Annotated in this window: 17 protein-coding genes; 8 read left to right on the top strand and 9 right to left on the bottom strand. The window is 70.0% G+C overall.

From position 1 onward, the window contains the following. Positions 1-283 precede the first annotated feature (283 nt). The 3 genes from G3573_RS00780 (at position 284) to G3573_RS00770 (ending at position 4802) form a co-directional block, all read left to right on the top strand. Positions 284-1789 carry a replicative DNA helicase gene (locus G3573_RS00780; RefSeq protein WP_163258941.1) on the top strand — a complete coding sequence of 502 codons (1506 nt, stop codon included), beginning with the start codon at positions 284-286 and terminating at the stop codon, positions 1787-1789. A gap of 85 nt (positions 1790-1874) precedes the next feature. Then, a complete protein-coding gene (gene alr / locus G3573_RS00775) occupies positions 1875-2978 on the top strand; it encodes an alanine racemase (protein ID WP_163258940.1) in 1104 nt (367 codons plus the stop codon). Positions 2979-3395: 417 nt separating this feature from the next. Further along, the gene (locus tag G3573_RS00770) at positions 3396-4802 is read left to right on the top strand and encodes a WD40 repeat domain-containing protein (protein ID WP_163258939.1); all 1407 of its coding nucleotides are present in this window, start codon (positions 3396-3398) and stop codon (positions 4800-4802) included. 136 nt (positions 4803-4938) lie between these two features. Here the strand turns inward: G3573_RS00770 and G3573_RS00765 are convergent, their stop codons facing one another. After that, on the bottom strand, positions 4939-5532 hold the full coding sequence (locus tag G3573_RS00765) for a Yip1 family protein (protein WP_163258938.1): 594 nt from the start codon (positions 5530-5532) through the stop codon (positions 4939-4941). A 207-nt stretch (positions 5533-5739) separates the two neighbouring features. Between G3573_RS00765 and radA the strand changes: the two genes are divergently transcribed. The 4 genes from radA to G3573_RS00745 all read left to right on the top strand — a co-directional run bounded on the left by radA (position 5740) and on the right by G3573_RS00745 (position 10078). Beyond that, on the top strand, positions 5740-7122 hold the full coding sequence (gene radA, locus G3573_RS00760; protein WP_163258937.1) for a DNA repair protein RadA: 1383 nt from the start codon (positions 5740-5742) through the stop codon (positions 7120-7122). Further along, positions 7119-7742: a CvpA family protein gene (locus tag G3573_RS00755; protein ID WP_163258936.1), complete on the top strand. Its 624-nt coding sequence runs from the start codon at positions 7119-7121 to the stop codon at positions 7740-7742. Before radA ends, G3573_RS00755 begins: the two co-directional genes overlap by 4 nt. Beyond that, the gene (gene purF, locus G3573_RS00750; protein WP_163258935.1) at positions 7739-9232 is read left to right on the top strand and encodes an amidophosphoribosyltransferase; all 1494 of its coding nucleotides are present in this window, start codon (positions 7739-7741) and stop codon (positions 9230-9232) included. Before G3573_RS00755 ends, purF begins: the two co-directional genes overlap by 4 nt. Before the next feature lie 87 nt (positions 9233-9319). Continuing rightward, positions 9320-10078, top strand: a complete 759-nt coding sequence (locus G3573_RS00745) for an SDR family NAD(P)-dependent oxidoreductase (RefSeq protein ID WP_163258934.1) — start codon at positions 9320-9322, stop codon at positions 10076-10078. Positions 10079-10210: 132 nt separating this feature from the next. Here the strand turns inward: G3573_RS00745 and der are convergent, their stop codons facing one another. The 8 genes from der to G3573_RS00705 form a co-directional block, all read right to left on the bottom strand. Further along, positions 10211-11755 (bottom strand): ribosome biogenesis GTPase Der, encoded by a 1545-nt coding sequence (gene der, locus G3573_RS00740; RefSeq protein ID WP_163258933.1) that lies wholly within the window; start codon positions 11753-11755, stop codon positions 10211-10213. Positions 11756-11845: 90 nt separating this feature from the next. Continuing rightward, positions 11846-13222 (bottom strand): PQQ-binding-like beta-propeller repeat protein, encoded by a 1377-nt coding sequence (locus G3573_RS00735; protein ID WP_163258932.1) that lies wholly within the window; start codon positions 13220-13222, stop codon positions 11846-11848. Continuing rightward, positions 13219-13995, bottom strand: coding sequence for a tetratricopeptide repeat protein (locus tag G3573_RS00730; RefSeq protein ID WP_163258931.1), 777 nt, complete (start codon positions 13993-13995; stop codon positions 13219-13221). Before G3573_RS00730 ends, G3573_RS00735 begins: the two co-directional genes overlap by 4 nt. Positions 13996-14129: 134 nt before the next feature. After that, positions 14130-14960, bottom strand: coding sequence for a 3-methyl-2-oxobutanoate hydroxymethyltransferase (gene panB, locus G3573_RS00725; protein WP_163258982.1), 831 nt, complete (start codon positions 14958-14960; stop codon positions 14130-14132). A gap of 2 nt (positions 14961-14962) precedes the next feature. Continuing rightward, positions 14963-15343 (bottom strand): hypothetical protein, encoded by a 381-nt coding sequence (locus G3573_RS00720; RefSeq protein ID WP_163258930.1) that lies wholly within the window; start codon positions 15341-15343, stop codon positions 14963-14965. Next, entirely contained in the window at positions 15336-15914 is a 579-nt protein-coding gene (locus G3573_RS00715) for a sigma-70 family RNA polymerase sigma factor (RefSeq protein ID WP_163258929.1), read from the bottom strand. Before G3573_RS00715 ends, G3573_RS00720 begins: the two co-directional genes overlap by 8 nt. Before the next feature lie 29 nt (positions 15915-15943). Continuing rightward, positions 15944-16288, bottom strand: coding sequence for a DUF6249 domain-containing protein (locus G3573_RS00710; RefSeq protein ID WP_163258928.1), 345 nt, complete (start codon positions 16286-16288; stop codon positions 15944-15946). A 147-nt stretch (positions 16289-16435) separates the two neighbouring features. After that, positions 16436-16681: a hypothetical protein gene (locus G3573_RS00705; protein ID WP_163258927.1), complete on the bottom strand. Its 246-nt coding sequence runs from the start codon at positions 16679-16681 to the stop codon at positions 16436-16438. 146 nt (positions 16682-16827) lie between these two features. Here G3573_RS00705 and G3573_RS22380 point away from each other — a divergent pair, with 146 nt between their 5' ends. Next, a complete protein-coding gene (locus G3573_RS22380) occupies positions 16828-20331 on the top strand; it encodes a family 16 glycosylhydrolase (RefSeq protein WP_163258926.1) in 3504 nt (1167 codons plus the stop codon). Position 20332 lies beyond the last annotated feature (1 nt).

The raw sequence follows: 20332 nt of genomic DNA, 5'->3' as shown, positions 1-20332 counted from the left end.
CGCGTCCGAAGGCGGACTTCAAATCCTGGCTGCACACGGGGAAAGCCGACCGCGACCAACCCGGACGATTTGCGGTGAACCTGGTCCGCACGAAGCGTCCGCAAAGGTCTCCATAGCCGCAAGTCCGCTTGGTGGACGGCCTGCGACACCGCGCCGCCCGGCGTTCGCCGAACGCCCGGGCCTTGCGCCGAAAGGAGAACATCCACAGGACAGGGCCAATTGTTAACGGCTGCGGCGCGTCGCCGACTCGCCTGCGCGGCAGGCTCCGGTATGCCTTTCGCCCATGACGCTCCCCGCCTTCGCTCCGGGGGTGGCCGCGGACGGTTCCGCGATCACCCAGCTGCCGCACAACCTCGAAGTCGAGCAGGCCCTGCTCGGCATCCTGCTGTTCGACAACTCGGCCTACGAGCGCCTGCCCGACACCCTGTCGGCGCGCCACTTCTACGAGCCGTTCCACCAGCGGCTCTACACCGCCGTGGAAGACCACGTACGCAAGGGCATGCTGGCCGAGCCGGTGGTGCTGATGGAGCGCTTCAAGCGCGACCCGGCGTTCGAGGAGCTGGGCGGCCTGCGCTACCTGGCCGACCTGGTCGACCGCGCGCCGCCGGCGGCCAACGCCTTCGACTACTCCACCCTGATCTACGACCTGGCGCTGCGTCGCGACCTGATCCGCATCGGCGGCGAGATCTCCAAGGTGGCCATCGAGGGCGGCGACCCGGATCCGAAGACCGCGCGCGACCAGATCGAGAGCGCCGAACAGCAGCTCTACGTCCTGGCCGAGAGCGGCTCGTCCTCGACCGGCTTCGTCAGCTTCGGCGACGCGGTGAAGGGCGCCGTCGAGATGGCGGCCGAGGCGTTCGAGCGCGACGGCGGCCTGGCCGGCATCTCCACCGGCCTGATCGACCTGGACCAAAAGCTCGGCGGCCTGCACCCGTCCGACTTGCTGATCCTCGCCGGCCGCCCGTCGATGGGTAAGACGGCGCTCGCCACCAACATCGCCTTCAACATCGCCCGCAACTACGCCTACGAGATGCAGCCGGACGGCACGCGCAAGACCGTGCGCGGCGGCGTGGTGGCCTTCTACTCGCTGGAAATGAGCGCCGAACAGCTGGCCATGCGTATGCTGGCCGACGCCTCGGGCGTGTCCTCGGACAAGCTGCGTAAGGGCGAGATCGACGCCTCCGAGTTCGGCCGCCTGCGCGACGCCGCCATCGAGATCCAGGAAAGCCCGTTCTACATCGACGACACCGGCGGCATCTCGATCTCCAAGCTGACCGCCCGCGCGCGCCGCCTGAAGCGCCAGGTCGGCCTGGACCTGATCGTGGTCGACTACCTGCAGCTGGTCACCGCCTCCGAGCACAAGCAGGGCCAGGGCCGCGTGCAGGAAGTCTCGGAAATCACCATGGGCCTGAAGTCCCTGGCCAAGGAACTGGCGGTTCCGGTCATCGCCCTGTCGCAGCTGTCGCGTCAGGTCGAACAGCGCGAGGACAAGCGTCCGCAGCTGTCCGACCTTCGTGAATCCGGCTCGATCGAGCAGGACGCCGACGCCGTCATGTTCGTGTACCGCGAGGCCTACTACCTGGGCCGCTCCGAGCCGCGCGAGGGCACGCCCGAGCACCTGACCTGGCAGGAGAACATGGACCGCATGAAGGGCGTGGCCGAAGTGGTCATCGGCAAGCAGCGTCACGGTCCCATCGGCACCGTGCGCCTGTCGTTCGACGACAACACCGTCCGCTTCGGCAACCTGGCCCGCGACGGCCGCTTCGACAACTACCAGAACTACGAATAAGGGCGGTTCGCCGCACGCGGGCCCCTTCGCTTCCGCCGCGCGGGCGGATAGGACAGGGCCCGCCTCCCCCCTTCGAGTCCCCTTGATGTCCTACGCCCCGGCGACCGCCCGCCTGACCGTCGATCTCGACGCGCTCGCCGCCAACTACCGCCTGCTGATCGGCCAGTCCGGACGCGCCGAGGTCGCTCCGGTGGTGAAGGCGGACGGCTACGGCATGGGCGCGGCGCCGGTGGCGCGCCGGCTGTGGGCCGAGGGCGCGCGCACCTTCTTCACCGCGCGGGTGGCCGGCGGCGAACACCTGCGCGAGGCCCTAGGCCCGGACCGGCCAGCGACCATCTACGTGCTGGACGGCTGCCCGGACGGCCAGGCCGCCCGCCTGCACGCCGCCGACCTGATCCCGGTTCTCAGCAGCGTCGCGCAAGCCGCGGCCTGGCAAGCCTATTCGCGCGGGACCGGCGTGCTCCCCGCGGCGCTGCACGTCGACACCGGCATGAACCGGCTGGGCGTGCGGCCCGAGGAGCTGGAGGCCATGGCCCTGTCGCCCGACCGGCTGTCGGGCCTGGACGTGCGCATGGTGATGAGCCACCTGGCCTGCGGCGGCGAGCCGGGCAATCCGATGAACCGGCGCCAGCGCGGCCGTTTCGCCGAGGCCGCCGCCCTGTTCCCCAACGCCCGCGCCAGCCTGGCCAATTCCGGCGGCAGCTTCCTGGGCGACGACTACCTGTTCGACCTGACCCGTCCGGGGGTCACCCTCTACGGCGGCGGGCCGGAGGAGCGCTTCGACCCGCGCGTGAAGGCGGTCGCCACCCTGGAGGCCGAGATCCTGCAGGTGCGCGCCGTGCCCCCGGGCGAGACGGTCGGCTACGGCGGCGGCTGGACGGCCGCCCAGCCCACCCGCGCCGCCACCGTCGGCATCGGCTACGCCGACGGCGTCCTGCGCGCCAATTCGCCCAACGGCGCGGTCTGGTTCGCCGGCGCCGAGCGCGCCTTGCTCGGCCGCGTGTCCATGGACCTGACGACCGTCGACGTCACCGGTTGCGACGACGCCCGCCCGGGCGAGCGCGTCGAGCTGTTTGGCCCGAACCTGCCGGTCGACACGGCCGCCGCCCGCGCCGGCACCATCGCCTACGAGCTGCTGACCCGCATCGGCCCGCGGGTCGAGCGGCGCTACCTCGGCGCGGTGGACTGACGCCGCAAGCTTGACCGCACGGCGTTCGGCCAGTCTCCTGCGAGCATGTGGGGGAAAGTCTTCGAAGCATCGTGGCGACGCGCGCTTCTCGCTAGCGTGGTCGCATTCGCCTGGGCGGACGCAGCCAACGCGCAGGACACGCCTGTCTGCTCAGTCACTGAAGCTGCGACCACGGCAGGGTGGTCCGTTCAGACGCCTGTCGTTCTCGAGGACGTCGACGGGTTCACTTTCGTGGCGGATCGCAGGAGCATTCGGTCTCGAGGGCATGGACACGGCCCGGTGCGTCTCTGGGAAACCCGCACGGGACGGCTCCTTCGCGAACTCTATCCGAGCACGCCACCTACAGATCGATGGGAGTATTGGAGCGCTTCTCGGGACCGCCGCTACGAGCTGTGGTCAAGCGAGGTGCAGCCCGTCGTGCTCTGGGACACCTTGACCGGGGAGCCCGTCGCTACGGTTCCCGCCGTACCGTTCAACGGTAGCTCGGTACAGCTCACGGATGACGCCTCCCGCATCGTCTCACGCACGCTCGACGGTCGAATCGCAATCCACGACAGCCATACTGGCGCTCTCCTCACCTCCATGCAGGGCGATCCTGGCAAAGCCTCCGTGGATCGGTCGCCGGACGGGCGCAGCCTCATCGTCGACATCCTGGGAGGTCGGTCCGAGCTCTGGGACGTGTCGAACGGCCGCCTGCTCGCGACCTTCGTCGAGGATACGAGCGCTCTGTACAATCGAACGGGCGATCGCCTGATCACGGCCGGCCCTTGGGGCGCTCCAGGGGTGGCGCTCTGGGACGCCCACACCGGTCGCCAACTGGCGACAGGGGGCGATCCGGGCGACCTGTGGGAGCATCGTACAGGTCAGCCGTTCACCGCCGATGGAACTTACGTCGTGACGCCTTCAGAGGACGGACGAGTCGCGGTCCTCGACGTACGCACCGGCCAAGTCCATCTGAACCTGGGCCGCGTAGCCGACCCTCCTAAGATGGTCGACAAGTTCCGGGTACGCCTCGCCCCGGACGGCCGCACCCTCATCGCGCGCTATCCGGACGGAAACGCGGTTCTCTGGGACCTCGCCAAACGGCGGCGGCTCGCCCAGCTTGGGGCTTTTACGAAGTCCGCCGAGATCGAGCCGCCTTGGTACGACGAACTCGGACATCCCGAAGTCAGTGCGCCAAAAGAGTTCCTGTTCACACAGGACGGCGAGCGTCTCATCGCGCGTGACCGTTTCGGCGTCCTTACGTTGTGGAACACCCGTACTGGCCGCCCAATTCGAGAGCTAGGCGCCGTGCACGCGGACAGCGACATCACCGGAAACGACTACTTTGAGCTTTCGCCTGGCGACTCCTGGGTTGTCCTGAGCCGGGCGAAGGGGGCGACCGAGCTCTGGAGGGCACGGGACGGAAAGCACGTCGTCACCGGCCGGCACCAGCGGTTCGCGGACCTCACATTTTCGGCTGACGAGCGGTTCCTGGCGATCGACGGCGACGAGCAGCCCACGCTCTGGGATCTCGACAATGGTGTCCGCCTGGCCGACCTCGGCGAAAAGAGCTCCACGTCCGACGGAGAGTTCTCGGACGACGGAGCGCGGTTCGCATCGACCGTAGGGCCGCAGGCGAGCCTCACACCATCTTGTGGGACGTCGCGGGAAGGCGCGAGATCGCGGACCTGGGAAGCAACGCCACCATGTCTTACGCATCCCTCGGCGCGCTCACGCTTGCACTCAAAGGGAGCTCGGTTCGGGCTGGCGGCGTTGGAGTTTGGGATGCGAACTCAGGGGACGAACTCGTTTCCTGTACGCGTGCAGAGGAAATCCATCTAGTCCCCGACGCCGACAGCCATGAGGCATCCCTGGTCCTGAACTGGAACGGTAGCGCTGCGATCGCTCGGATATCGCCACCGCGCTGACGTCGCAGGGCGGCGGCCAGCGGCCCCATCGGTCCACGGGTCGAGCGCCGCTACCTCGGCGCGGTGGAATAAGCCGCAACGCCAGGCAGCACGACGCTCTGCGCCTGCGCGTCCTTCGTCAGGTCGGGCGCGATCGCGTCGCGCACCTTGGTCGCCGTCGCCGCGGACGCGACCAGGGCGCAGAACACCAGGATCGGCAAGGCCGCGCCCGCCGCCTCGGACGTCTTCAGTACGCGCGGCAGGCCCACGAACAGCTGGTAGGTGGCGTAGAGGAACAGGATGGCGGCGAGCAGGTCGCTCCACGAGGTCAGGGCGACGCCCAGCCAGAAGGCCGGCCCGGCCCAGCCGACCAGCGCCAGGGCCTGCGAGGCGCTGGCGCGCCCCTGCAGCAGGCGCGCGACCAGCATGATCAGGACAACGCTCGCCGACACATGCACGGCCGCCGCGGCGTAGAAGCCGGCGTAGTCGCGCCCCGCCCAGGCCACGGCGCCGGTCGGGATCAGGAACTGCAGTCCGAGCGCGGCGACCGACGCCATGACCACGCTCAGCGCCAGGGCCCAGAGCGGCCCGGGCGCCTCGGCGATCCGCTCCCACTCGAGGCTGGGCGTGCGCAGCAGGCCGGACAGTCGATCCACAATGAACACGCGCTTCTCCCACCGCTTCGTCTGAGCCTACACGGCCAAGCCCCTCGGCGCGTTCGCTTTTTCGGGTGAAAGGGTTGCAGCCCACGGTCGCTGCGGAACCACAGCTTCGAACCGCGGCACGCAGACCCCTTTCGCGCGGCGAACGAATGCGGAACCATCCGCCCGCGAATCAGGCGAAATTCCTCCGTCCCCGGAGACTAGTCCCCCATGGCGCGTGACGGCGCGGCTTACGTCTGCCAGTCCTGCGGCGCGGTCCACGCCAAGTGGTCCGGGCGCTGCGACGCCTGCGGCCAGTGGAACAGCCTGGTCGAGGAAGTCGGCGCGCGCCAGCCGGGCGCGCTGGCCACCACCAAGGCCACCCGCACCCGCGGCCTCGCCTTCGAGACCCTGCAGGCCGAAACGCCCGAGCCGCCGCGCATCGAGACCGGCGTGGCCGAGTTCGACCGGGTGTGCGGCGGCGGCGTGGTGCCGGGCTCGGCCATCCTGCTGGGCGGCGATCCGGGCGTGGGCAAGTCGACCCTGCTGATGCAGGTGGTCGGCCAGGCGGCGCTCCGCGGCGCCAAGGTCGCCTACGTGTCGGGCGAAGAGGCGGTCGAGCAGGTGCGCTCGCGCGCCCAGCGCATGGGCCTGGCCCAGGCCCCGGTGAACCTGGCGGCCGAGACCTCGGTGCGCGACATCCTCGACGCCCTGAAGCGCGACCAGTTCGACCTGGTGATCATCGACTCCATCCAGACCCTGTGGAGCGACGCCCACGAGGCCGGCCCGGGTTCGGTGACGCAGGTGCGCGCCTGCGCCGGCGAGCTGGTGCGGCTGGCCAAGAAAAAGCGCATCGCGGTGGTTCTGGTCGGCCACGTCACCAAGGACGGCCAGATCGCCGGTCCGCGCGTGGTCGAGCACATGGTCGACGCCGTGCTCTCCTTCGAGGGCGAGCGCGGCTATCCGTTCCGCGTGCTGCGCGCGGCCAAGAACCGCTTCGGCGCCACCGACGAGATCGGCGTGTTCGAAATGGGCGACAGCGGCCTTCGCGAAGTCGCCAACCCCTCGGCCCTGTTCCTCGGCGAAGGCGGCGAGCGGGCGGCCGGCGCGGCCGTATTCGCCGGCATCGAGGGCTCACGCCCGGTGCTGGTCGAATTCCAGGCCCTTGTGGCGCCCTCGGCCTACGGCACGCCGCGTCGCGCGGTGGTCGGCTGGGATTCCGGGCGCCTGGCCATGGTCCTGGCCGTGCTCGAAGCGCGCTGCGGCCTTCAATTCGGCAATCGCGACGTCTACCTCAATGTCGCAGGCGGGTTGCGGATCAACGAGCCGGCCGCAGATCTAGCGGCGGCGGCCGCCCTCGCCTCCTCGGCGCTTGAGGCGCCGTTGCCACAGGGCTGCGTCGTTTTCGGCGAAATCAGCCTTTCAGGCGAGGTTCGAGGGGTGGGACGCATGGAGGCGCGCTTGAAAGAAGCGGCCAAGCTTGGTTTCTCTCAGGCGCTCGCCCCGACCGCCGCGGCCGAGACCTCGCCCCTGCCCGTCACGGCCGTCGGCCGGCTGGCGGAGGCGGTCCGGCGGATCGCCGAAAGCGAGTGGCCTAAGGGAGCCGCCGCATGACCGCCTTCGACGTCTTCGCCCTGGTGGTGCTGATCGTGTCGGCCATGGCCGGCTTCGTGCGCGGCGGCGCGCGCGAGATCGTCACCCTGTTCGCCTTCCTGTTCGCCGGCCTGATGGCCGCCCTCGCCCTGCCGCTGACCGCGCCCTTGGGCCGCAAGCTGGTCGACCCGGACTTCCTGGGCACCATCGCCGCCTTCCTGGTGGTCGCGGTGCTGGTCTACGCCGTGGTGCGCCTGCTGGGCGCCTGGGCTGGCCAGAAGCTGCGCCAGACCGAGCGTCTGGGCGGGCTGGACCGCAGCGTCGGCGTCGGCTTCGGCGTGGCGCGGACCCTTGTGTTCCTGGGCATGGTTCATCTGCTGATGTTCGGCTACGTGCCCCACGATCGAATTCCCGGCTGGTACCGGGGCGCGGCGGTCTATCCGGTGTCGGTGGCCGCCGCGAAAGGCATCCAGGCGATCCTGCCCGGAGGCGCCAAGCTGGCCGACAAGATTGCTCCGAAGGTGGAACATTCTGTCCGGGTGGGCGCCTCGTCTAAGCCGCATTCGAAAACTAAGGAGCGCGCCGAATACGACCGGCGTGAGCGCGACCGTATGGACGCGCTGGTGGAGAAGTCCCGATGAGTGAGCACCGCGAGTACGTCCACACCACCTTTGAGCGCGATCCGGACGACGACCGCCCGCGCCTGGAGTGCGGCGTCTTCGGGGTGTTCGGCGTCGCCGACGCCAGCGCCATCGCCGCGCTGGGCCTGCACGCCCTGCAGCACCGCGGCCAGGAAGCCTGCGGCATCGCCTCCTCGGACGGCGCCCGCTTCCACACCGAACGCCACATGGGCCATGTCGGCGACGCCTTCACCGGCGCCGACCTGGTGGAGCGCCTGCCCGGGCGCGCGGCCATCGGCCACACCCGCTATTCCACCGCCGGCGGCTCGTTCCTGCGCAACGTCCAGCCGATGTTCGCCGACCTGGACACCGGCGGCATCGCCATCGCCCACAACGGCAACCTGACCAACTTCACGACCATCCGCTCGGAGCTGGTCGCCGAGGGCGCGATCTTCCAGTCGACCTCGGACTCCGAGGCGATCCTCCACCTGATCGCTCGCTCGCGTAAGGCCAAGATCGTCGACCGCTTCGTCGAGGCCCTGTCGAAGATCGAGGGCGGCTACGCCCTGGTGGCCCTGACCAACAAGAAGCTGATCGGCGCGCGCGACCCGCTGGGCATCCGCCCGCTGGTGCTGGGTGAGATGAACGGCAAGTACGTGCTGGCGTCGGAGACCTGCGCGCTCGACATGATCGGCGCCAAGTTCGTCCGCGACATCGAGCACGGCGAAGTCGTGGTCATCGACGAGAACGGCATCGAGAGCCTGCGCCCGTTCCCGGCCGAACGCGCCCGTCCGTGCGTGTTCGAATACGTCTACTTCGCCCGCCCCGACAGCGTGGTGAACGGCCGCTCGGTCTACGAGGTGCGCAAGCGCATGGGGCGCCGCATCTCGCAGGAATCGGGCGTCGAGGCCGACGTGGTCGTGCCGGTGCCGGACTCCGGCGTGCCGGCCGCGCTGGGCTACGCCCAGGAGAGCGGCCTGCCCTTCGAGATGGGCATCATCCGCAACCACTATGTGGGCCGTACCTTCATCCAGCCGACGCAGGGCGTGCGCGAGCTGGGCGTGCGCATGAAGCACAGCCCCAACCGCGCCGTGCTGGCCGGCAAGCGCGTCGTGCTGATCGACGACTCCATCGTGCGCGGCACCACCTCGGTGAAGATCGTGCGCATGGTCCGCGAGGCCGGCGCCAAGGAAGTGCACTTGCGCTCGGCCTCGCCGCCGATCATGTGGCCGGACTTCTACGGCATCGACATGCCCGACCGCGACAAGCTGCTGGCGGCCAACAAGTCGCTGGAAGAGATGCGCCAGATGCTCGAGGTGGACAGCCTGGGCTTCCTGTCGGTCGACGGCCTGTACTGGGCCATGGAGGCCGGTCCGCGCGACCCGGCCACCCCGCAGTTCACCGACCACTACTTCACCGGCGACTATCCGACCCGCCTGCTGGACCGCGAAATCGCCGAAGGCCGCGACGACCTGGTGAAGCGCCAGCTGTCGCTGCTGGTCAGCGCGTAAGCGCCTGAGCCGAAACAGAGCAAGAAGGCCCGCGCGGACACCGCGTGGGCCTTTCTTCTGCCGGGACGACAAGAGTAGAAGCCGCCCATGACCGACTCTTCCTCCAAGCCCCTGGCCGGCCGCGTGGCCCTGGTCACCGGCGCCTCCCGCGGCATCGGCCGCGCCTCCGCCCTCGCCCTGGCCGCCGCCGGCGCGCACGTGATCGCCTGCGCCAAGACGCAGGGCGGGCTCGAGGAGCTGGACGACGACATCCGCAAGGCCGGCGGCGAAGGCGCCACCCTGGTGCCCTTCGACCTGACCGACGCCAGCGCGCTCGATCGCCTGGGCGGCGCGGTCTACGAGCGCTGGGGCAAGCTGGACATCATCGTCCACGCTGGCGGCATGCTGGGCGGGCTCTCGCCGGTGTCGCACTTCGACGTGCGCCAGTGGGCCAAGGTGATGGCGGTGAACCTGACCTCGGTCTACCGCATGATCCGCTCGTTCGAGCCGCTGCTGAAGCAGTCGGACGCCGCGCGCGCGGTGTTCTTCACCTCCAACGCCGCCGAGCGCCCGCGCGCCTTCTGGGGCCCCTACGCCGCCTCCAAGGCCGGCATGGAGGCCCTGGTGCGCAGCTGGGGCGACGAGGTCGAGAACACCTCGATCCGCGTGGCCGTGATCAATCCCGACAAGATGGCCACCCGCATGCGCGCCGAAGCCTATCCGGGCGAGGATCCGGAAAAGCTGCCCGATCCTTCGGAGATCGGCCCGCTCATCGTCGAGCTGGTCGCGCCGGGCCGGATCCCGCCCAAGGAGACGGTCAATTTCAAGGACTGGAAGGCGGGCCTGAGCGCCGAGGCGCTGGTCTGAGCCAATCTCTCCCTCCCCTTCATGGGGAGGGTGGCCCCGAAAGGGGCCGGGTGGGGAAACGCTCAGCTGCTTCCCCACCCTGGCCCGCTGCGCGGGCCCTTCCCTCCCCATAAAGGGGAGGGAGAACGCACTTTACCGACCCTTCGGCCGGCCGCCGGGCTTCGGCTTCGACCCCGGGCCCGAGCGCGGGCGCACGACCGCGCGGGCGACCGGGCCCTTGCCGACGTTGGCGCCCTTGGCCGCCTTGGGCTTGGGTCTGGGCGGTTTGGCCGCCGCCGCCGCAGCCTTGCCGGCCGCGGTCCGGGCGATCCGGCGCGGCGCGGTCTTGCTCGGCCCCTTCTCGCCGCCCTCGGCGTAAGGGTTCGAGCCCGACTTGACGGTCACGCGCACCGGCACGCCCGGCAGGTCGAAGCTCTCCCGGATCGAATTGACCAGATAGCGGCGATAGTGCTCCGGCATCTCGTCGGCGCGGCTGGAGAACAGCACGAACGTCGGCGGCCGGGCCTTGGTCTGGGCCATGTACTTCGGCTTGATGCGCTTGCCGTTCACGGCCGGCGGCGGGTGCCTCTGCACCGCCATGGCCAGCCAGTCGTTCAGGTCGCGGGTCTTGATCTTGGCCGACCAGTCCTTGTGACACTTCAGGATGGCCGGCATCAGCCGCTCCAGGCCGCGCCCCGTGAGGCCCGACAGCGCCACCAGCGGCGCGCCGCGCAGCTGCGGCAGCACCCGGTCGGCCTCTTCACGCAGCTCGGCCAGGCGGACGTTCGGCTCCTTGGCCAGGTCCCACTTGGACACGGCGTAGACCAGGGCGCGCCCTTCCCGCTCGACCAGGTCGGCGATCTGCAGGTCCTGGGTCTCGAAGGCGTTGGCCTCGTCCATCACCAGGATCACCACCTCGGCGAAGGTGATGGCGCGGATGGTGTCGGCGGTCGACAGCTTCTCCAGCTTCTCCTGCACCCGCGCCTTGCGGCGCAGGCCGGCGGTGTCGACCAGGCGGATGCGGCGGTTGTCCCACTCCCAGTCGACCGAGATGGAGTCCCGCGTGATGCCGGCCTCCGGGCCGGTCAGCATGCGGTCCTCGCCGATCAGCCGGTTGACCAGGGTCGACTTGCCCGCGTTCGGGCGGCCGACGATGGCGATGCGGATGGGCTTTTCGAGGTCCTCGACCTCTTCCTCCCAGTCCTGCGGCGCGGTCGCCATGATCGCGGCGTAGAGGTCGGCCAGACCCTCGCCGTGCTCGGCCGACAGCGGCACCGGCTCGCCGAAGCCCAGCGCATAGGCCTCGCCGATGCCGGCGTCGCCGGCCTTGCCCTCGGCCTTGTTGGCGATCATCACGACCGGCATGTCGCGCCGGCGCAGCAGGTCGGCGAAGATGCGGTCCAGCGGCACCACGCCCTCGCGCGCGTCGATCACGAACAGCACCAGGTCCGCTTCGTCGACGGCCTTCTCGGTCTGGGTGCGCATGCGCGCCTCCAGGCTCTCGTCGGACACGTCCTCGAAGCCGGCGGTGTCGATCAGCTCCAGGTCCAGGTCGCCGATGCGGCCGCTCGCATAGCGGCGGTCGCGGGTGACGCCGGGGCGGTCGTCCACGATCGCCAGCTTCTTGCCGGCCAGGCGGTTGAACAGGGTCGACTTGCCGACGTTGGGCCGGCCGACGATGGCGACTTTCAGCGCCATGACGCCTCTCTTTCAAAAACAGCGGCGCCCCCCGCCGGACCGGCGGGGGGCGCCCCTCTAGTCATTTCTAGCGCGAAACTGCGCGCCGCGTCAGCGGATCGCGATCAGATCCGCCTTGTCGGTGACGACGTAGATCTTGTCGCCGTAGGCGATCGGCGACAGGTAGGACGCCGCGCCGATCTTCAGGGTCTTCTGGATTTCGCCGGTCAGGGCGTCGATGGCCACGGCCTCGCCCCAGTTGTTGACCAGCACCAGGCGCCCCGAGGCCAGCAGCGGGCCCGACCAGATCGGCCGGGTCTGCACGTCCAGCACGCCCAGGAAGCCGCCTTCGTTGCGCACGCGGCCCTTGTTCAGGTCCTTGATCCAGTAAACCTGGCCGTTCTCGCGGTTGGCGGCGATCAGCTCGCCGGCCTGGTCGACGATGTAGACCACGTCGCCGGCCGGAACCGGAGCGTTGACGCTGGCCACCGGCAGGTCCCACTTGCGGGCGCCCGTGCGCGCGTCCACCGCGGCGAACACGCCTGAGTGGCTGGCGGCGTAGACGTCGCCCTTGTAGATCGCCGGACGGCCCGCGATGTCGCGGATTTCCGACAGGGCGTTGGTGCGGCTGGTGCGCGACAGCACCTCGCTCCACAGGGCGTTGCCGTTGGCGGCGCGCAGCGCCACCAGTTCGCCCGACGAGAACGGCGTGATCACCGCGTCGCCCTGCACCGCCGGGCTCGAGGCCTTCATGATGCGGGCCGGTTCGACGATGGCCTGGTAGCTCCAGGCGATCTCGCCGGTGTTGATGTCGAAGGCCAGGATCTGGTTGTCGACGTCCACGACGTAGACGCGGCTGCCCGAGACGGTCGGCGCGGCGTGGATCGGCGACTCGACGTCGGTCTTCCACAGCACCTTGCCGGTCGCGGAGTCGACCGCCGCCATGAAGCGGTAGCCGGAGCTGACGAACACCTTGCCGTTGGCCACGGCCAGGCCGCCGCCGAAGGCTTCCTTGTCCTTGCCTTCACGGCGCTCCAGGTCGGCGCGCCAGGCCTGACCGCCGCCGGCCGCGTCGGTGGCGGTGACGGTCGCGTGAGCGTCCATGGTGAAGATGCGGCCGTCGACGGCGACCGGCGGCGCGGTCACCTGGCCCTTGCGCGAGGAGCCCTCGCCGACGCCGTGCTTCCAGGCGATCTCGAAGGCCGGAGCGGCGGCGACGTTCTCGACCGCCTGCGCCTCGTTGCCGCCCGGCAGCGGCCAGGCCGTCACCGGCTGGGCTTCCGGGATGTAGAACGTCTGGCCGGCCAGGGTGTCGGACACCTGCAGCTGGCGTTCGAACCCGATCACCGGGATGCGCTCGCCCTTGGCCGCCGTGGTCTTGGAGCCCTCCTTCTTGTCGAAGGGGTTGAGCTTGCTGACCGTGGCGCAGGCGGACAGCCCCGCGCAGCAGGCCAGGGCGACGGCGGCGACCTTCAGCTTCTGGTTCATTGCTTGCCGGCTCCGGCTTGCGGGACCGGCGCGCCGGTCTGGGGGGCGAACGGGTTCTGACCGGCCGGGGCCGCCTGCGGCTTGGGCAGCTCGGCGGCGGCCTTGGCCAGGGCCGGCAGCTTGGCGGCCGTGCCGGAGTCGATCATCTGGATGGCGGCCTGGGCGCGGGCGCGCACACCTTCCGGCGCGTCCGAGAGCAGCGACAGCACCACGAAGTCGCCGCGCGCTTCCTTCACCTTGCCGGCCTGAATCTTGGCCATGGCCAGCGCTTCCTTCGCGGTCGCGCGGTACGGACGGCCGTCCTCGGTCAGCGGCGTCAGCCGCTTTTCCATTTCCTCGTAGGAGGCCTTGTCCATCAGGGCGAAGGCCGCCTTCAGGCTGGCGTTGTCGCCGAGGATCGGGGACGGGGCGACCTTGGCCGCCTCGTCGAACAGCTTCACGGCTTCGTCCGACTTGTCCTGGCCGACCAGGATATGGCCCTGCTGCATCAGCGCCAGGGTACGGTAGCCCCGGGTGCCCAGCTTGCCGGCCTCGGCGAAGGCCGCGTCGGCGCCGGCGCGATCGCCGGTCTGCAGCGCCTTCAGGCCGCGGTCGTAGGCGACCGACGCCTTGCCCGCGCGGCTTTCCTGCCAGGCGCTCCAGCCGTAGGTCCCGCCGACCCCGATGACCAGCGCCGCAGCGGCGCCGCCGACCCAGGGCAGATAGCGGCGGGCGAGCGTGCGCCACTTGTGGGCGCGCATCTCATCCTCGACCTCTTCAAACACGTCGACCACGACAGGACGCTCCTCGCCGGCGCAAAACAGTAAATTCGTCGCGAAACTATAGCCTAGCCGCGCGAACGGCAACGCGGCTCACGCGCGCTGCGCCGCCCTTGAAAGAAAAAGGGGAGCCGCGAGGCTCCCCAAACTCAGGCCGGCTTCTTCGCGAAGTAGGTTTCGGCCCCCGCCGGGAAGCGGCGGGCGCGCACGTCGTCCTTGTAGGCGGCGGCGGCGCGGCCGATCTCGCCGCGCAGGTCGGCGTAGCGGCGGACGAACTTGGGCGTCCAGTCGAACAGGCCCAGCATGTCGTCGATCACCAGGACCTGACCGTCGCAGGCGGCCGAGGCGCCGATGCCGATGGTCGGCACATGCAGGGCCTCGGTGATGTCGCGGGCCAGCCCCTCGGCCACGCCCTCGACCACGACGCTGAACGCGCCGGCGTCGGCGGTGGCTTCCGCCACGGCCAGGATGCGCAGCCGCTCGTCCTCGGTCTTGCCCTTGGCCTTGAAGGCGCCGTCGGTCAGCACCGACTGCGGGAGAAGGCCGACGTGGCCCATCACCGGAATGCCGCGGCGGACCAGATAGTTGATGGTCTCCGGCACGGTCGGGCCGCTCTCGACCTTCACGGCCTGGGCCCCGGTCTCCTTCATGAGCCGAGCGGCGTTGGCGTAGGCCTGCTCCGGCCCGGCCTCGTAAGAGCCGAACGGCATGTCGATCACGACCATCGCACGACGGGCCCCACGCATCACGGCCTGGCCGTGCATGATCATCATGTCCATGGTCACGGCCACCGTGTTGGGCAGGCCGTGCATGACCATGCCGACCGAGTCCCCGACCAGCAGCAGGTCGCAGTGGTCGTCCAGGATCTCCGCCATGGGGGCGGTGTAGGCGGTCAGACAGACGATAGGATCGCCGCCCTTGCGGGCGGCGATGTCCGGGGCCGCCAGACGGCGGACCTTCTCTTCACGTTGGGAAGACAGTTTTAGACCTCTTCGAACAGGCGCAGAGCCGCGGCCCCGGCAGCGATCACCATCATCGCCGAAACCGCCCAGAACATGCCCGCGCTGGTGGACAGTCCCACCAGAGATTCCGTCTGGGAGACGGCCCCGTCAACCGCGGCGTCGACCGTCCGGAAGGAATTGGCCAGCGACTGTTGCATGTGCAGGGTCAGGTTCGAGCCCAGCGTCTGGCTGATCGCGATCACGCCGCCGACGGCGCCGGCCGCGCCGATGCCCAGACGACGCCAGCGCCAGCTCCGGTCGAGCTTGGCCAGCACCCTGTCCGAGAACATCTCGGCGTCGGGATAGACCGGGGCCTGGGCGAACATCCGTTCCAGGCCAGCTTCAAACTCGCGCTCAACCATGCGCCCTGCTCCCCGCCTGCCCGCCATCCGGCGCCAAGCGTTCTCTGAGCTTATCCAGACCACGTCTGACATGCGATTTGACCGTTCCCAGCGGCGTGTTCAAGGTCTCGGCCACCTCGGCGTGAGAAAGTCCCGCGCCGTAGCATAAAGACACGCACAGCCGTTCCGCCGGGCTCAACAGCTTCAGCGCGCCGTCCAGGTCGATCCGCCCGGCCGCGTCGGCGAAGCCGATGGGCTGGTCGGGCTCGTGGTCCTGGCCGTCGAGCACGAAGCGGGCCTCCTTCTGGCGCCGCTTCAGATAAAGCCGCGCGGCGATGCGTTTGACCCAGCCCGCGAAGGTGCCTTCGCCCCGGAACTCGGCGATGGCCTCGAACGCCTGCATGAAGGCGTCCTGGGCCAGGTCGTCGGCCGAGGCCGCGTCGGCGCCCATCCGGCGCAACAGGGCGCGGACTGCGCTCCCGTGGCGGCGGACCAGCTCGCCGAACTCCCGCCGTCCGCCCGCCGCCGCGAGGGCGGCGAGCTCGACGTCGTGGAGGCGGTGCAGGGCCCGGTCGGATTGTGAGGCGCTCATCAGCGCGCTCCTCCCCCTTCAGTGCCCGATCAAGCCTTACGGTCCTTGGCGAACAGGCCCAGCAGCAGGAAGGCGATCCCGATGAAGCCCGGGAAAGCCGCGGCCGCGTACCAGCCCCAGGTCTCGTCGAAACCTTCGAAGTAGCCGTGGGCGACCCCGATGGCGCTGAAGGCGCCGGCGAGCGCCAGCATGATCACGCCGCGGCGCACGTCGCGGTAGGGCGACACGGACGGCTTGATGTCGCGGGTCATGGCGTCGAGCACTTCGGGCGGGACGTCCTGGCCCTTCTCAAACGCGACGCGGAGCGTGTCCTGGAGCTTCTGCCGCTCCTGACTCTTCAGATAGCCCGGGACGATCACGATAGCCGCGATCATCAGGAAGAAACCAAGCGGAACCAGAATTTCGGGACCCATAGCGATTCACCTTTTTCTCGACGTCAGGGGAGCGTCTCGCTCCAGCCTTCTGATCACAAGAGGCGGCGACGCAGCCTTACGGATGCGGATCGCGAGGTGAAATGTTCGTCATGTTTGTAAAGGCGCCTCCAACGGCGCCACGAACACCACCTCGTAGGCGCCGGAGACCTCCGATATCGTGACGTCCGCGATCCGATAACCCTGCCCTTCCCGCTCCACCGCGACTTCGGCGAGCGCCTGGAACGCCTCGCGCGCGGCGGCGTCCTCGCCCACCGGCGCGATGCAGAACCCGCTCTCGCAGGGCGTGACGCGGTGCAGAGGCGAGCCCGTGCGTAGGAAATCGAGATAGGTCATCGCCCGCCACATACGCCGGCGCGCGCGCCCGCTCCACCGTCGCCCACGACGCCGCACAGCTCTGAACTTCCGGCAGCGTCACCGAGTTAAGCCCCACGGTACTGACCGCGCCGCTTTCGGGCCGGTCGCGGGCATGGGAGTTCCAGGTGGCGTATTTCGATTATCGCGGCCGGGCCATGCCCGAAGGCGCCGCGCCGACCCGGACGTTCCTGGGCACGGGGGCCGGCGGCGAGACGATCACGGGCTCCTCGGGCGCCGACACCCTCAGCGGCAACGGCGGCGGCGACATTCATATCGGCGGCGCCGGCGACGACCGCTACATTCTCAAGCACAAGGCCGACGTGGTGATCGAGAAGCCCGGCGAGGGCGTCGACACCATCACCGCCTGGCACTCGGTGATCCTGCCGGACAACGTCGAGAACCTGATCGTGGGCGGCGGCGACGGCCGCTACGCCGGCGGCAACGCGCTGGCCAACCTGATCCAGGGCCAGGACGGCGCCCAGACCATCTGGGGCGGGGCCGGCGACGACGTGCTGCTGGGCGGCGCGGGTCGCGACCTGTTCGTGATCGTGCGCGGCGAAGGCGCCGACGTGATCTACGACTTCGAGCCGGGGGCCGGGATCGGCGACTTCCTGCGGCTCCAGGGCTCGGATTTCCACACCTTCGAGCAGGTCCGCGCGGCCATGCGCCAGGAGGGCGCCGACGTCGTCCTGCAGAACGGCGCCGAGGTGATCGTCTTCCGCAACCTGACCATCGACCGGTTCGCGGCCGACGACTTCCAGCTGACGCTGGACCGCGCCACCCTGGGCGCCCAGAGCTTCGACGAGAACTTCGACAGCCTGTCGCTCTTCCACGCGACCGAGGCGCCGAACGGGATCTGGAAGCCGCACTTCGGCTACCAGGGCGAGAGCGGGCTCGGCAGCTACACCCTGGCCACCAACGGCGAGCTGCAGGTCTATCTGAACCCCTGGCTGAAGGGCACGACCAACCAGCCGCTGGGCCTGAGCCCGTTCTCGACCGCCGACGGGGTGCTGACCATCCGGGCCCAGCCGCTGAGCGCCGCCCAGCAGTCGCAGCTGTGGGACTACAAGTACGGCTCGGGCCTGATCACCACCCAGCCCAGCTTCTCCCAGACCTACGGCTATTTCGAAATGCGGGCCGAGACGCCGCGAGGCGGCAGCTTCTGGCCCGCCTTCTGGCTGCTGCCGGTCGACGGCGTCGGCGTCGAGCTCGACGTCATGGAGGCCCTGGGCGGCGAGCCCAACCAGGTCTGGACCAGCGCCCACAACCACCCCGCCGGCCAGCACTACACGGCGGCCTCCTTCCTGCCGGACGCCGGCGGTTTCCACACCTACGGCGTGCTGTGGTCCCCGACGGACCTGGTCTTCTATGTGGACGGGGCCGAGGTCTACCGCCTCGCCACGCCGGCCGGCATGGACAAGCCGATGTACATGCTGGCGAACCTGGCCATGGGCGGCTGGGGCGGCCAGCCGGACGGGACGACCGCCTTCCCGGCCGACTTCAGGATCGACTACATCAAGGCCTGGGCGCTCCCGCAAAACGTCACGACCAACACGATCACGGGCGGCGCGGGGGCCGACGAGCTGACCGGCACGTCCCAGGCCGACCGCATCGAGGGCGGCGACGGAAACGACCGGCTTACCGGCGGCGCGGGCTTCGACCTGCTGATCGGCGGCGCGGGCGACGACACCTACATAATCGGCGACACCGGCGACCAGGTGGTCGAGCGGCCCGGCGAGGGCGTCGACACCATCTTCTCCTCGGTGACCTTCACCCTGCCCGACAATGTCGAGGACCTGACCCTCACGGGCACGGGCGCGATCCAGGCGTACGGCAACGCCCTCGACAACGTGCTGACCGGCGCCGTCGGAAACAACCGGCTGGACGGCCGGGCCGGGAACGACGTGCTGATCGGCGGCGACGGCAAGGACGTGCTGTGGGGCGGCACGGGCGACGACGTCATGACCGGGGGCGCCGGCGACGACCGCTTCTTCTTCCGCCCGGGCGACGGTCACGACGTGATCCTGGACTTCGTGGCCGGCGGCACGGAGGACGCGCTCGACTTCTTCGCCTACGAGGGCCTGGGCTTCACCTTCACCCTGACCCAGGTCGGGGCCGACGCGGAGATCGACGTCTCCAACGGCGACCGCGTCACCCTGAAGAACGTCGACGCCTCTCAGCTCCAGTTCAAGGAGCTGAACATCCCCGGCTGGACCGACCCGACCGATCCGCCGCCCCCGCCGCCGCCTCCCCCGCCGCCACCACCGCCTCCGCCCCCTCCTCCGCCGCCGCCCACGGGCCTGCACCTGATCGGGACCGAGGCGCGCGACGTGATGCAGGGCGGGTCGGGCGACGACACGCTGGAGGGCCTGGGCGGGGCGGACTACCTGAAGGGCGGCGCTGGCGCGGACCGGATGATCGGCGGCGCGGGCGACGACTACTATGTCGTCGACGCCGCCGGCGACGTGGTGGTCGAGCAGGCCGGCCAGGGCTTCGACACGGTCGAGGCCTGGGTCTCCTACGTCCTGCCCGACCAGGTCGAGTACCTGACCCTGGCCGGCGCCTCGGCCGACGGGACCGGCAACGCCCTGAACAACGTCCTGCGCGGCCACGACGGCGCCAACACGCTCAAGGGCCTGGCCGGCGACGACCAGCTGTTCGGCTACGGCGGCGACGACCGGCTGGAGGGCGGCGCGGGCGCGGACCGGATCACCGGCGGCGCGGGCCGCGACATCATCGTGGTCGGCGTCGGCACGGGGCAGGACACGGTCGAGGACTTCAAGCCTGGCGAGGACGTGCTGGAGGTCCAGGGCTATTCCGCCTGGAAGCACCTGCTCCAGCAGGGCGCCGACACCATCGTGGTGTTCTCGGACGGCGACACCGTCCGGCTGAAGAACGTGCAGGTCGACACCCTGACCGCGTCCGACTTCGTCTACACCGGCGGCGGCACGCCGCCGCCGCCGCCCCCTCCTCCTCCGCCGCCACCGCCCCCTCCGCCGCCCGGGACCATCACTGGCACGGCCGGGAACGACAGCCTGGCGGGGACGGCCGGCGACGACCGGATCGAGGGCCTGGACGGCAACGACTATCTGGACGGGCGCGCCGGCGCCGACGTGCTGGTCGGCGGGCTCGGCGCCGACGCCTATATCGTCGACCGCGCCGACGACCTCGTGATCGAACGCCCCGGCGAAGGGACCGACACCATCGGCGCCTATGTCAGCTACACCCTGCCCGCCGAGGTCGAGTACCTGATGCTGAAGGGCACGGCGGCGATCGACGGGGTCGGCAACGAACTGGCCAACCGCCTGACCGGCAACGACGCCGCCAACCGGCTGGACGGCATGGCGGGGAACGACGTCATCGAGGGCGGCCGCGGGAACGACGTGCTCAGCGGCGGCTCGGGCGACGACCTGTTCGTCTTCCGTCCCGGCTTCGGGGCCGACCGGATCCTCGACTTCACCGCCGGCGGGCTCGAGGACCGGATGCAGTTCGTGGGCTTCGGCAGCGAGCGGCCGACCGTCACCCAGGTCGGAGCCGACACCGTGCTCACCTTCGCGGCCGGAGACACCGTGACCCTGGTGGGCGTCGACGCCACCCATCTGACCACCAAGGACTGGGTCTGGAGCTAGG

The organism is Caulobacter sp. 17J65-9 (assembly GCF_010975005.1).
In the GTDB taxonomy this organism is placed as follows: domain Bacteria; phylum Pseudomonadota; class Alphaproteobacteria; order Caulobacterales; family Caulobacteraceae; genus 17J80-11.
Note: the sequence above shows the minus strand (reverse complement) of the source record. Positions and strands in the feature narration are given on the sequence as shown.

Excerpts from the sequence above, each read along its gene's own strand:
- alr (WP_163258940.1), top strand. The coding sequence starts at position 1,875 with ATGTCCTACGCCCCGGCGACCGCCCGCCTGACCGTCGATCTCGACGCG.
- G3573_RS00780 (WP_163258941.1), top strand. The coding sequence starts at position 284 with ATGACGCTCCCCGCCTTCGCTCCGGGGGTGGCCGCGGACGGTTCCGCG.
- G3573_RS00715 (WP_163258929.1), bottom strand. The coding sequence starts at position 15,914 with ATGAGCGCCTCACAATCCGACCGGGCCCTGCACCGCCTCCACGACGTC.
- purF (WP_163258935.1), top strand. The coding sequence starts at position 7,739 with ATGAGTGAGCACCGCGAGTACGTCCACACCACCTTTGAGCGCGATCCG.
- G3573_RS00710 (WP_163258928.1), bottom strand. The coding sequence starts at position 16,288 with ATGATCGCGGCTATCGTGATCGTCCCGGGCTATCTGAAGAGTCAGGAG.
- radA (WP_163258937.1), top strand. The coding sequence starts at position 5,740 with ATGGCGCGTGACGGCGCGGCTTACGTCTGCCAGTCCTGCGGCGCGGTC.
- G3573_RS00755 (WP_163258936.1), top strand. The coding sequence starts at position 7,119 with ATGACCGCCTTCGACGTCTTCGCCCTGGTGGTGCTGATCGTGTCGGCC.
- G3573_RS00745 (WP_163258934.1), top strand. The coding sequence starts at position 9,320 with ATGACCGACTCTTCCTCCAAGCCCCTGGCCGGCCGCGTGGCCCTGGTC.
- G3573_RS00720 (WP_163258930.1), bottom strand. The coding sequence starts at position 15,343 with ATGGTTGAGCGCGAGTTTGAAGCTGGCCTGGAACGGATGTTCGCCCAG.
- G3573_RS00705 (WP_163258927.1), bottom strand. The coding sequence starts at position 16,681 with ATGACCTATCTCGATTTCCTACGCACGGGCTCGCCTCTGCACCGCGTC.
- der (WP_163258933.1), bottom strand. The coding sequence starts at position 11,755 with ATGGCGCTGAAAGTCGCCATCGTCGGCCGGCCCAACGTCGGCAAGTCG.
- G3573_RS00735 (WP_163258932.1), bottom strand. The coding sequence starts at position 13,222 with ATGAACCAGAAGCTGAAGGTCGCCGCCGTCGCCCTGGCCTGCTGCGCG.